This window comes from Marinomonas rhizomae, from assembly GCF_024397855.1.
Taxonomy (GTDB): domain Bacteria; phylum Pseudomonadota; class Gammaproteobacteria; order Pseudomonadales; family Marinomonadaceae; genus Marinomonas; species Marinomonas rhizomae_A.
This window is the reverse complement of record NZ_CP073343.1, coordinates 1,411,680-1,424,755: the sequence shown is the minus strand read 5'-3', so window position 1 is coordinate 1,424,755 and position 13,076 is coordinate 1,411,680. Positions and strand designations below refer to the sequence as shown.

Here is a 13,076-nt window from a genome sequence, read left to right as displayed (position 1 = left end):
TGGAGCGCAGCAGAAAACAAGACCGACAACATGCGTTTGTTAGCCTCTGAAATATGGCAGCGAAAAACTTCTGGCTTGAAGGCCAATTCTTTTTGACAGCGCAATGTTCATAATATGCGGCCTTCTATTCCCAATCTTGCGTCCACTGGGAAGCTCCAAAGAAAACCCTTCTGCTTTATTTCTTTTAATCGAAGGCACTTTCATTTCAATTTCATCTGGAAAAAATAAAAGAGGTAAATCTGAAAGCATATCAAAACATTTTTTTATTTCGTCGGAACTAAAATTATTGCATTCGCTACTATTTAATCCCGAATACTTAACAAGTACGCTACTCAGAGCGCTCGAAACAAAGTATGTATTAATCAAGTGATATGGGATGTTTCTATTTAAAGAGAACCCCGTTTTCATTCCATGGAAGTCATCATGAATTAGTGGATCATGAATCGCCACTAGTTCAGTAGACACTTCTCAGTCATCTTTTCGAACAGTTTCTCATACTCAACAGGTGACAACATATCATTAGCGCTATGGCGTCTGACAGGGTTATAAAACATTTCTATATAATTAAAAATGTCTTGTTTGGCTTCGCCCCTTGTCGAGTAAATCTTTCGCTTCACTCGCTCTCTCTTTAAAAGCTGGAAAAAGCTTTCAGCAACAGCATTATCATGACAGTTCCCACGTCGACTCATGCTGGCTTGTAAATTGTGATCGTCCAAAAATCTATGCCACTCATAGCTCGTAAACTGACTGCCTTGGTCTGAATGGATTATTACCCTTTGCTTTGATTTTCTTCTCCACACAGCCATCATCAGTGCATCAAGAACAAGTTCCTTCACCATTCTTGGTCCCATGCTCCAGCCTATTATTCGACGGGAATAGAGATCAAGCACGACAGATAAATATAGCCAGCCTTCGTGAGTTCGGATATAGGTGATATCTGTAACCCACGCTGTATTCGGGCTTTCTGGATTAAACTGTCTTTCAAGCACATTGTTGGCTATTGTATGTGTTTCTCCTGACCGAGCTCTAGGCTTTCGGTAACCCACCTGAGCCTTAAGGCCTGCTCTTCGCATCAGATAATGCACTCGATTAATACCACAAGATTCATTCAAGGATCTCAGGTCTTGATAGATCTTTCGATAACCGTAGACACAACCCGATTCCAGCCAAAGTTGTTTAACAAGACCTGTTAGCCGTTCATTTTCCTTAGCAAGTTTTGATTTTGGCTCTTTCAACCAAACGTAATAGCCACTGGGATGAACATCGAAGAGATTACACAGTCGCCTTACTGAAAAATCGGCACAGTGGTCCCTGATAAAGGCGTATCTTAGTCTGGGTGGCTTGCGAAGTACGCCGCGGCTTTTTTTAACAGGTCGCGCTCTTCCGTCACTCGCTTGAGTTCTTTCCGAAGACGAAGGATCTCGCTCGACTCAGCAGAAGCCTCTGCAAACGATTCTGCCTCAGGGCCATATCGTTTAATCCAAGCGTATAAACTGTGAGTGGTGGTGCCTAAGCGATTAGCGACTTCAGCAACACTAAAGCCTGCTTCAGTCACTTGCTTAACCGCTTCAATTTTGAATTGTTCTGGGTAACGTGTTTTGCTCATAAATACCTCTCAATTAGATCATTTTATCTAACTAAAAGGTGTCTAGCTAATTAGTGGCGATTCATCAGCCCCTAATGTGCCTCCAGGGAGAACACCCTCTATATAGTATCCAACAACCAAGTTAGCATCCCATGATGATGAAAATGGCCTCACCCTTCTATGCTTATGCTTTATCTCATTTATTATTTTTGAGACATGGGCTCGATAAGATGAAGTTAGATCTTTAAATTCTCTTGATGCCTTAGTAAATTTTTCATCCTTATGTAGCACCGACTTTAAGATAGATTGGCAGGCCTCAATGAAATTTGCAGAAAAGAATATAAGATTAAATATATCTACTCTGTAGTCCTCGAGATTGTCAGGTGTATAGGCGTGGCTCTCCTTTCTCTTTAAAGCATCACTACTCAATCTTTCCAGCAACCTCTTCGCGCTATCAATCACTTCTAAAAATGAGAAATAGAAAACATCCGCAGGATGATTCAGGCCTAACTCACTGTGTCCAGAATTTGAACATTCCATGTTTTTGAGCAGTGAAATGACTTCCGGATAATATCCAGTTTTTTTGCTTGGTATCTGGAACTTCACTATAACTCCTTGAGTGGCTAACATTTTATTAATACGCATGCGTGTTTACACATATTTAAAACTTTCTTAACATCACTATAAGTCACTGACTATAAAGCCATTAATAGAGATACCAACAAAAGCTTAAACTGTAAAAACGAGCATGCGTGTTATTTCATTTATCCACAGCGCGTTATTTCTGTTGCGGATATTCTTATCCATTGATACTAAAAGACTTTCTTATTTTCTACCAGTACAAAACGCGTACAACTAGTTTATTTAAAATAGCTAAACGCGCAAGAAAGTACACTATAAAAAAATAAACTGTATATACAGACAGAAAACACAGTTTTTTATTCGCTCTGGGTCCATTGTTTGTCGAGCAGAAAACGCGACCCACAATGAAAGCTTCGCTTTCAACGGCACTCTTATATTACATAAAGCGATCGTGCCTCCATCATCGCACCCTACGATTAACTATACAAAACTCAGTTCGACGCGACGAAGTTGCGCGACTTTATGGAGTTTCAGGGTCAGTTAAAAATAACTTCTCTCAAACCTGCAAAAACAATCTATGCCTTACGATAAAAGTCGTGTTGCTAAACCTAATCTTAAACAACATAAATGAGACGTTTGGGCGATAGCCCGACAAAGAGACCTTTTGGTTACTTTTGTGGCTCTGGACAAAAGTTACCCGCTCAGCAGAGCGGAAAAAAGGTCGGGAATACAAAGCGTTTGAATGGAGCATAAATTCCACGTCGGGCTAAAGAAGCGGCCTACGATTACTACGAGGAAGTCAGTTCGACGCTACGAAGTTGCGCGTCAACCTGTGATTATTATGCCGTATGTGCCTCTAGGCTATAGTTGTCCAGCCCTTCGCAATTATAAAGGTCTACGTTTTTCTCTGGCGTCATGCCAAGTTTCTTTAGAACAGCTTTAGAAGCAACATTATCGACCATTGAAACCCCATAAAGCTTTTCGTGTTGAGTGTTAGCGAAAAACCAAATTGCCAACGCTCTTGCTGCTTCAGTGACAAAGCCCTTCCCTTCAAACTCTTTGGTGATACCGAACCGAATATCTACATAATTTGGGTTTGGAGCGTATTCAGCACCAACAAAACCTAGCTTGATGTGAGGATTATCTTTAAAACAAATAATAAAAGTACCGAAACCATTATTTTCCCAATGAGTAATGCGCTTATCTAAGTACGCTTTCTGTTGGGTTTGTGAATATGGCGCTTCATTTGGAAGGTACTTAGTTTGTTTTGGGCACGAGAGTATTTCAGAAATGACGTCCCGATCATTTTGGTTTGGTTTAAGCAGAATTAATCGTTCAGTTTCTATCATTGTCCCTTTCCAATACATGGCATTTTAATAGTACGAATGTTCGATTATCTCTAGGCGATGAGTCACTCTCAATGAATACTAAAAGACTTCCTTACTCCCTACCAGCACCAACGCGAAATACTGTGATTATTTTCAAATGACATTGAAAACACAAAACAAATCGTATATCAGAAATTCCGCGTCGGGCTGAAGCCGCGACCTACCCAAGACCATAAGAGCTTGATTCCCGCCTTCGCGGGAATGACTTGTCTAAGCCGTTTGTTATTGGGTTTGGTTCTCGCACTGTTAGTCTTGAGTTAACCAAAGAATTAAGTTCACTGCAACAGAGTAACTCCCGACGATTAGCTAGGATGAAGTCAGTTCGACGCGACGAAGTTGCGCGACCTTATGGAGTTTCAGAGTCATTGTTTGAGGATCTATCTCCCAGCAAATAAAAAATCTATGCCTTACGATAAAAGTCGTCTCGCTAAACGCAACATAAACATAGTGAATGAGACGTTTGGGCGATAGCCCGATAAAGAGACCTTTTGGTTACTTTTATGGATCTGGATAAAAGTTACCCGCTCAGCAGAGCGGAAAAAAGGTCGGGTATACAAAGCGTTTGAATGGAACATGAATTCCGCGTCGGGCTGAAGCCACGACCTACCTAAGCCCATAAGAGATTGATTCCCGCCTTCGCGGGAATGACTGGGTTTAAAGCTCGATGACTCTTGAGTCATCCCCAATGCGACTGCCAACATGACTGACGAGGATTAAGATGTCTGGTTTGTAGTCGTTCTCTAATGAATGACAAATGGTTTCGATGGTGGCTTTGTCGAGTCCGTCGAATGGTTCGTCTAGCAGTAAGACTGGAGATTGTCTTAGCAGCAAACGCGCTAAGGCGAGGCGTTTACGCTGTCCGCCTGATAGGTTGCGGCCTTGGGAGCTGAGTAAGGTTTCCAGTCCGTTCGGTAGGCTTTTGGCCCATTCGTCTAGTGCAACAGCTTCTAATACTGCCCAAAGTTCGTCTTCGCTGGCATTGGGTTTACCAAGCAGTAAGTTCGCGGCGATGCTTTGTTGGAAAACGTACGGCGATTGTGGCAAGTAGCTTAGTTGCGCTTGATAATTCTGGTTGCTGTAAATTTGATGTTTTTCATTATTAATAAAGGCGTCGCCAGAGGATAAACAATCGCCAGCGATGGAAGCGAGTAAGGTGGATTTTCCTGAGCCACTTGCACCTCGGATCCAAACAAATTCACCATGGTTTACTTTAATATCAGTAACTTGGCTGCCCAAACCACTAGGAGCATGATAGCCGCGCCATTGTTTAAACAAGAGTTGCTCGATCTGTAGGATCGGCTTTTCGGACATTGGCTCAGCATCTTGGTGAAGCTGGTTAAGTCTGCGTAAGCCAACTTGCGACTGGCCTTGGGCGACGAAGGATTGCACCAAAGGCAAGACCAGTTCATTTACGGCTAACAAGGCTAAAGCAAAGCCGACAACCCAAGTGCCCTGCACGCCGTCTATTAAGGTCCAGCGTTGGGTTTCTGGGGTAAAGACACTGAGTAAATAGAAGCTGCTGGCGATGAGCAAGATGGTCACACCATAAGACAATAATCGCCCAAGGCTCACGGCTTGTTGAATACGGATTTCGGTTCTGCGTTGGCGTTCATCCAGTTGATCAAGGCGCTGTGCGTAGTCTTCCCAGTGGCCACGAATGGTTAAGGTAATCAGTGCCGAAAAAAAGCTAACAAAACGACTACGGCGATGTACGCCAAGTATTTGCCCAACATGTACGGCATGGCTGGCGAAGTGCCCACAAATATAAGGCACCACCAAGACATGTAACACTGCGGCAATCAATAACGGCCACAACAAAGCAGGCAAAATGAAATAGGCAAAAATCGCCACGCCAACATAAGCCAATACAGCGTACACCCAAGGTAAAAACACCACCAATGGCCAGCGAATAATTTGATCCAAGTCGCTAACTAGGCGCTGTAGCAAGTCGCCTCGGCTTTGTTGATGAAGGTTCGCAGCATCTTTGGCAACGCGCTGATCCCACACCCAAAGGCGCAAAGTGCGCAGTAACCCCAACAGGTGATTATGCGCTGTGACTTGTTCGCCATAGCGGCCTGCGGTTCTTAGGATCGCAAGCCCTCGAACAATGGCGCCGGGTGTTAAGTAGTTAAAGACCAATGCACCGCCCAACGCCGTTGCCAAGCCTGCCGCGGAGATGAACCAACCAGAAAGCCCCAACAAGCCAACGCCCGCTAAAGTCGCAGCCACGCCAGTCAACATTGGAATAACAAAGCCCCAAGGGTTAGCTAATAAAAGTTGTTTAAGCGAGAGCTTGGCGGTTTTCTTTGCGTGACTGCTCATACAAACCTCCTTTTGTTAGTGCCCAATGTTTGTCAGCCCATGCAATCGGATGTGTATCATGGCTGACGATCAATAAGGTTTTACCTTGGGATGCGGTTTTAAGTGTGTCGAGTACCGCTTGTGCTGTGTCATTATCCAAGCCAGAGCAAGGCTCGTCGAGTAACCATAAATCGGCTTTTGATAATAAGGCTCTGGCAATAGAAAGACGCTGCATTTGCCCGCCAGAAAGCCCTGCTCCTAATTCGGTTAGTTTGGTATCTAACCCATCGGGAAGCAGCTGTATAAATTCGTCGCACTGGCTTTTTATGAGCGCTGTTTGTATCTCTTCTTCATTTGGTAGCTCTGCGCCCTCTTTGCCACCCAGCCCTAAGAGTAAATTACGACGAATGCTGCCGTTTACCCATTCTGGTGTTTGTGGCAACCAAACCAGTTTGGCTCGCCAAGAGGCCAAATTTAATTCTGAGAATGGCTGACCATTGATCAAGCACTGCCCATCAAAGCCTTCTTCAAAACCTAGTAACAAATGCAATAGACTGGATTTACCCACACCCGATTCACCACTCAGCCAAACTCGTTCGCCCTGGGCAATATTGGCCGTAATTGGCGCGAGACGATAACGCCCCTCTTCCTGCCAGCTCAAGTCTTTGAATTGAATGGATTTCAACGTATTTAAAACAGCTAATCCAGTGTTCTCTTGGTGTGAAGTGGATGCATGCACTGGTGTTTGTAAAATATCTAACAAATCCGTCGCGGCGGCTTCGGCTTTTTGTTTGGCGTGGTAATCGTTGCCAAGCTGTCGAAGCGGTAAATAAAATTCTGGCGCAAGCAGTAAAAGAAACATAGCTTGCGTCAAGGTAACGGGGGAGCTGCCCACTTGCCATGGTAAGACTTCTAATAAGCCTAGCCCCAAGTATAAGGCAATCATGGCAATGGATAATGAGGCGAAAAGTTCTAACGTAGCCGTTGATAAAAACGCTAATACCAAAACCCCCATGGTTGTCTTTTGGTATGAAGTAGCACTGTCGGACAAACGCTCGCGTGCTTCGCCAGTTCTGTTAAGGCGTTTGAGTTCTGATAAGCCTTGGCTTAAGTCCATGAACTGATTGGATAACATGGCCAAGACATTGAATTGACGACGGTTGGCTTGCGCGGCTTTATGACCCACAAAGATCATGAAGATAATGACCAAAGGCGCGGTCATCATGAAAACAAAGAAGGCGATCCAAGAAATAGAAACGACTGACAGTAGGATCACGCAAGGGATTAGGGTCACCATAAACACTTGTGGTTTATAGCGACTAAAAAAATCGTCTAACGCATCTACTTGTTCATAAACACGAGTAGAAAGCGCCGCATCTTCTTCTATTCTTAGGCGCGCTGGCCCAAGATTTGTCAGATGCGACACCAATTTACGTCGCAAGCCGTAACGAATATCGCGGCTTGCGCTGGTGCAAATACGTTCTCGGCCAAAGTTCGCCAAGGCACGTAGTAATAGAGCAAATAACCCCAAGACTAAAAGAGACAAGGAAAAAGACTGGTGTAGCGCCATGTCTGAAAACACATTCGCTAACGCCCAAGCTTGCAACACCAAAGACACTGCAAACAACACACCAAAGCCTTGAGCAATTCGATACTTTGATGATTGCTGACTGGCTAGTTCATCTAGAAATACACCTTCAGATGTTTTCACTCGGCCAGCTCGACGCGCCTTTTTTGTTTCCTTGTGCTGTTTCATTGAGTTTACTTCTGCTCCTCTTCACCTTCGTAGCCGCTAAATTCTAACCATACGGCATTAACAATACCGAACGAACAGGCTAACAATACGCCTAGAACCCAAGCAAAATACCACATAACTTATTCCTCTTATTGCTAGAAGACAGAGCCCAAAGCGCTCTATCTTCTATATCAATGACTAGTAAAGTGAATGATTGTTTTCTTCGATGTGTTTCTTAGTCAGACGACCATACATCACAAAGTAGTTCCATAACGTGTAAGCCAGAACAATCGGTACGAAGATACAAGCCACCACAAACATAATCATCATGGTGTTTTCACTAGACGTCGCATCCCACATAGTCAAACTCATGTTTGGAAAACTTGAAGACGGCATCAAGAATGGGAACATTGACCCACCAGCTGTCACGATAATGCCAGCAATGCCCAGTGATGAACTCAAGAAAGACAAAGCGCCTTTTCTCATCACGGCAGTCAGTGCTGCGAACAACATACCTGCAATACCGATAAGCGGAGCCAACATAAGTGCAGGCACTTTGTCATAGTTAGCCAACCAAGCGCCAGCTTGAACTTCTGCTGTTTTCATCAAAGGTGTTACAACTGCATTGCCATCAACAGCGCTGGTCAAAACATAACCATCAATACCGTAAGCCAACCACACACCCGCTAAGATGAACAACACAGCGGCCAAGGCACCTGTGACTGCAGTGATACGACTGGCTTTTTCAAGTAGCGCATCATCTGTCTTCATTTGTAACCAAGCACCGCCTTGCGTCATTAGCATTAGCAAGCTGACCAAACCACAAAGAATCGCAAATGGGTTTAGCAGAGCAAAGAAAGAACCGGTGTAAGTGGCACGCATATATTGATCAAATTCGAACGGCACGCCTTGCAATAAGTTACCAAACGCTACACCGAAAATAATTGGCGGAACAGCTGAACCAAAAGTGATTCCCCAGTCCCAGCTTGTACGCCATTTGGTATTTTCTAGTTTTGAACGGTAGTCAAAGCCAATTGGGCGAAAGAATAGCGCGGCCAAAACCAACAACATTGCAAAGTAGAAACCAGAGAAGGCTGTCGCATACACCACAGGCCAAGCGGCAAATAACGCACCGCCAGCTGTAATAAACCAAACTTGGTTGCCGTCCCAGTGAGGGGCAATCGAGTTGATCATGATACGGCGTTCAGAATCCGTACCACCGATCACTTTAAGCAGACTGCCTACGCCCATATCAAAGCCATCAGTCACAGCGAAACCAATCAGTAAGACACCGATCAATACCCACCAAATCACTTTTAATAATTCGTAATCCATCTTATACCTCCTGCTTTAGCTGAGCCGTTTCTTGTTCAAGTGCGTAACGCCCAGTATGCAAACTAGAAGGGCCTTGTTTCGCAAAGCGAATCATCAAGTACATCTCAGCAATTAGGAACGCTGTGTAAAGAAGTCCGAAGCCTGCAAGGCTGATCCAGATCTCTGTTGCTGTTAGGCTAGAGACCGCAACATGAACCGGTAATATTTCACCAATAGCCCAAGGCTGACGACCGTATTCCGCAACAAACCAACCTGCTTCATTGGCAATCCAAGGAAGTGGCAAACAAATTACGATAAATTTCAGGAACAAAGGACTTTGACCAATGCGACGACGCGCGTTTTGGTAAAAAGCCGCAGCGAAGACAAACAGCATTAGGAAACCACAGCCGACCATGATGCGGAAGGCAAAGAACAATGGCGCAACTTGCGGAATAGAGTATTCAACCGCTTGATCGATCTCTTCAGATGTCACTTTGTTCATGTCTTCGTTGAATGCTGTTACCAATAAACCGTAACCAAGATCGTCTTTTACTTTCTCGAAGTTTTCTTTTACTAGCGGATCCGTTGAACCGCTGCGTAACTTCTCAAGCAACTGGTTGGCATAAATACCATTGATAATACGTTGGCGGTTATGCTCTTTCAGCTCTTTGATGCCCGTTACTTCTTTATCTAGAGAGCGTGTTGCGATCAAGCCCATTAGCCCAGGAATTTTGATAGCAAATTCGGTTTCTTCAAGCTCTTGATTCGGGAAGCCGATTAAGGTGAAGTCTGCTGGTGCTTCTTGTGTTTCCCACTCCGCTTCAACCGCTGCTAATTTCACTTTTTGCACTTCGCCTAGCTCATAACCTGATTCGTCACCTAAAAGGATAACGCTCAAGATAGACGCTAAACCAAACGCAGACGCGATGGCAAAAGAGCGACGAGCAAACGCAAGGTCACGGCCTTTCAATAAGTAGTAGCTTGAAATAACCAGAACAAACATCGCCCCTGTTGTATAGCCAGCCGATACAGTGTGAACAAATTTCACCTGCGCCACTGGATTTAATATCAAAGCACCAAAGTCGACGAGTTCCATACGCATGGTTTCGTAGTTGAACTCTGACCCTACTGGGTTTTGCATCCAGCCATTGGCGATCAAGATCCACAAAGCCGACAAGTTAGAACCTAGCGCTACGCCCCAAGTCACCATTAAATGTTTCACTTTACTGAGGCGATCCCAGCCAAAGAAAAATAAACCAACCAATGTCGACTCAAGGAAGAAAGCCATCAAGCCTTCAATGGCCAAAGGGGCACCAAAAATATCGCCAACGTAATGAGAGTAGTAAGACCAGTTAGTCCCGAACTGGAACTCCATTGTCAAACCCGTTGTTACACCTAGCGCAAAGTTAATACCAAAAAGTTTACCCCAAAACTTCACCATGTCTTTGTAGACTTGCTTACCGGTAATTACATAGACAGACTCCATGATTGCCAATAAGAAAGCCATCCCTAGTGTTAAAGGGACAAACAAATAGTGGTACAGAGCAGTGAAAGCAAACTGAAATCGCGATAAATCCACTACAGCTTCGTTAATCATATAGCTTCAACCCATTCATTTGATTGAGAAAAAAAGACGATCGTAGACACTTATTTGATTGAGTGTTCTTGTTATCCAACGCCCACCGAAGCCTCAAAACATTTCAAGGCTTACTATAAGGCCAGATTATGAGTGCTGTTTTGATTTGAAACATTGCGTTAGATCAAGATAAAGAGAGTGAAAGGAATAAGTAGTAAAAAAGATTGTTTGAAGAGGTGATGAAAGGGTTCTAAAACATGAAGATAAAAAACCAAACATGATCATGGAGGCTGTGACGCATTTCGTTCAGCCACCATGATTGCTATCTCTTGGGCTATTTTTTCAAGACTGTTTCTAAGTATCGCTTAGCGTCCTCTTGTCCCATGTATTTTGCCAAAATAGACAAAGGCACCTCTTTTAAATTCACCACGATCAAGCCGTCCAGTGAGTTGTGAAACGCTGGGTCGACATTAAAGCACACTAGCTTACCGTTCATTTTTAAGTACTGACGAATCAATACGGGCAAACCTTTTCCTTGTTCCATTCGCGATAAGACTTTAGAAAGCAATGTGACACTCGCCAAGGAAGACAACAAATTAGGCTGCCAAAATACCGACCCGCTGTTGCGCAGTGGCGTCGATGGCATCACCAAGCTGGCTTTTTCTTTATCGTAATAATGAATCGACAAGGTTGCGGCGATCAATTGACGCGCCGTATGGCTGTATTCATTACTGATGCTGACAGGGCCAAATAAATGCGTATATTTTGGATTTCGAGAAGCAAAGGTAGCAATCCCCTTCCATAGCAAGAGCAGCGAATTTAAATTCTTTTGATACTTGGCTGCGACAACCGAACGCCCCATCTCAATGCTGTGATCTAGGCTATCGATAAACGCTTGGTCATAGTTAAACAAGCTGCGTGAGTACAACCCTTTTAAGCCATGCGCTTCAATAAGCTTATCCACTAACCCCATTCGATAAGCCCCGACGACTTCTTTATTGCCATGATGCCAAACAAACAATTGATGATAATAAAGGTCGTATTCATCCACGTCACAGGCCAAACCACTACCCTCGCCCACCGCGCGGAAGTTTTCTTCACGGATACGGCCAATGTCTTGCATCAGCAAGGGGATCGATTGCGTTGGTGCGCAATAAACACGGAACTCGCCTTGTTGTAACAACAGCATCTCGTCTGGCAGACTGGCAATTTCTTCGTCTAGGAGACTTAGATCAATCGGCGCGATAATAGGTAAATCGGCACTATCATGTTGAACAACCAATTCATGAGCATGTTGAGGGCTCATTAAATAGGTATTCAAACGTAAGTAGCGGACAAGATCTTGATTGCTTTCAAACTGGCTCACTTCCGCAAACGGTATGGCACTGCCGATAGAAATCTCAATGACTGAGGATTCTTTATTAAGTAGCTCTCGGCCCAACATAGCGGTTCGTAGCAAAGGATGGATACGACCGGCTTGATAAAACAACTCGCTATTTTTGCCATTAATAAAAATCGGCACCGTCGTCGCTTCGCTGCGCTTTAAGAAATTAGCGACCGACTGACTCCATTCAATGTCGGCTAATGCTCGTTTTTCTATCGACTTTTCTGCTGACTGATCATTAGATTTTTTCGGATAAGTGGACACTTCCCCTGCAGGAAAAACAATCAACACACCGCCCTCAGCCAAATGGCGATGAGCATCTCGAATCGCCTTGCCATTGGTACGTTGCGCCAATTTACCGCCAAAAACATCCACGCCAATAAATAAGTCACTGATTTCTGGCAAACGCTTAAGTAACTCATTGGCCAGTACTTTTACATCACTGCGAACGCGTCCAACTAGGTCCGCCAAGACCACACCTTCAATCGCGCCAAGAGGATGGTTGGCAACAATGACCACAGGCCCATTTTGGGGAATATCCTCAGCAGCACCTTTGGCAATGGAATAATCAATGTTCAACGCTTCAAGGGTATAACGCATAAATTCAAAGCTGGTCTGGCTGCTGGGCCTTTGTTGATACAAGCGATCTAATTTAGCGAGTCCTGTCGCCCATTCAAGAACGGATTCTCCAACGCCAAATGGCGTGATTCTTTTTAAACGAAAAGGACTGGCTAACATAATCAGACTCCGCTATTGATAATTTTGTTTAGGATGCCTTGTGGATTTTTAAGATCCCGAAGCGATAAAAACACCGCACATAACCAAACCAAACACGCCATGATAAATAGCAAACCACCGTCATTGCCGACGACTTCACCGACTGCGTTAAACTCAGGCATCACCACGCCAAGCGGAGTAAATAGGTGAAAAATAATCGCACCAGTCATTATCCCCAGCGCCATCAAAGCCCCCAAGCCATGCCAACGAGTAAAGAGTAAAACAGCAGCAATCAGTTCGGCCACACCAATAATGTAACCACCGTAATGACCGAAGAATTCCAAACCAGACCAAGCCCCCAACACGCCAAAGATATGGTCGGTTTCGTAGGAACCAGTGAATTTAAAAAACAGCGACTGCACAAACACAAAGGCGATAAACACCGTTGGTACATATTTCACAATTTGCTTATTCATTTTATTGACCTTATTTAT

11 protein-coding genes are annotated in these 13,076 nt (G+C 44.2%); all 11 read right to left on the bottom strand.

The window, feature by feature from the left end; translation table 11 throughout:
- Window positions 1–39: 39 nt before the first annotated feature.
- Window positions 40–465 (bottom strand): hypothetical protein, encoded by a 426-nt coding sequence (locus tag KDW99_RS06615; RefSeq protein WP_255828502.1) that lies wholly within the window; start codon window positions 463–465, stop codon window positions 40–42.
- Window positions 450–1,606 (bottom strand): IS3 family transposase gene (locus KDW99_RS06610; protein ID WP_370646783.1). Its coding sequence is split into 2 segments (ribosomal slippage): window positions 450–1,358 and window positions 1,361–1,606, totalling 1,155 coding nucleotides; the frame shifts between segments, so codons are not numbered across the junction. The genes KDW99_RS06615 and KDW99_RS06610 overlap by 16 nt, the downstream gene beginning before the upstream one ends.
- A 42-nt stretch (window positions 1,607–1,648) precedes the next feature.
- Window positions 1,649–2,191, bottom strand: coding sequence for a hypothetical protein (locus KDW99_RS06605; RefSeq protein WP_255828501.1), 543 nt, complete (start codon window positions 2,189–2,191; stop codon window positions 1,649–1,651).
- Window positions 2,192–3,006: 815 nt separating this feature from the next.
- Window positions 3,007–3,516 carry a GNAT family N-acetyltransferase gene (locus tag KDW99_RS06600; protein WP_255828500.1) on the bottom strand — a complete coding sequence of 170 codons (510 nt, stop codon included), beginning with the start codon at window positions 3,514–3,516 and terminating at the stop codon, window positions 3,007–3,009.
- 693 nt (window positions 3,517–4,209) lie between these two features.
- On the bottom strand, window positions 4,210–5,877 hold the full coding sequence (locus KDW99_RS06595; RefSeq protein WP_255828499.1) for an amino acid ABC transporter ATP-binding/permease protein: 1,668 nt from the start codon (window positions 5,875–5,877) through the stop codon (window positions 4,210–4,212).
- On the bottom strand, window positions 5,837–7,612 hold the full coding sequence (gene cydD / locus KDW99_RS06590; RefSeq protein WP_255828498.1) for a thiol reductant ABC exporter subunit CydD: 1,776 nt from the start codon (window positions 7,610–7,612) through the stop codon (window positions 5,837–5,839). Before cydD ends, KDW99_RS06595 begins: the two co-directional genes overlap by 41 nt.
- 5 nt (window positions 7,613–7,617) lie before the next feature.
- Window positions 7,618–7,728 carry a cytochrome bd-I oxidase subunit CydX gene (cydX, locus tag KDW99_RS06585; protein ID WP_110573853.1) on the bottom strand — a complete coding sequence of 37 codons (111 nt, stop codon included), beginning with the start codon at window positions 7,726–7,728 and terminating at the stop codon, window positions 7,618–7,620.
- 61 nt (window positions 7,729–7,789) lie between these two features.
- On the bottom strand, window positions 7,790–8,926 hold the full coding sequence (cydB, locus tag KDW99_RS06580; protein WP_255828497.1) for a cytochrome d ubiquinol oxidase subunit II: 1,137 nt from the start codon (window positions 8,924–8,926) through the stop codon (window positions 7,790–7,792).
- 1 nt (window position 8,927) lies between these two features.
- Window positions 8,928–10,502, bottom strand: a complete 1,575-nt coding sequence (locus KDW99_RS06575; protein ID WP_255828496.1) for a cytochrome ubiquinol oxidase subunit I — start codon at window positions 10,500–10,502, stop codon at window positions 8,928–8,930.
- 313 nt (window positions 10,503–10,815) lie between these two features.
- Window positions 10,816–12,603 carry a lysophospholipid acyltransferase family protein gene (locus tag KDW99_RS06570; protein ID WP_255828495.1) on the bottom strand — a complete coding sequence of 596 codons (1,788 nt, stop codon included), beginning with the start codon at window positions 12,601–12,603 and terminating at the stop codon, window positions 10,816–10,818.
- A gap of 2 nt (window positions 12,604–12,605) precedes the next feature.
- Window positions 12,606–13,058, bottom strand: coding sequence for a hypothetical protein (locus tag KDW99_RS06565; protein WP_255828494.1), 453 nt, complete (start codon window positions 13,056–13,058; stop codon window positions 12,606–12,608).
- Between the last annotated feature and the right edge of the window lie 18 nt (window positions 13,059–13,076).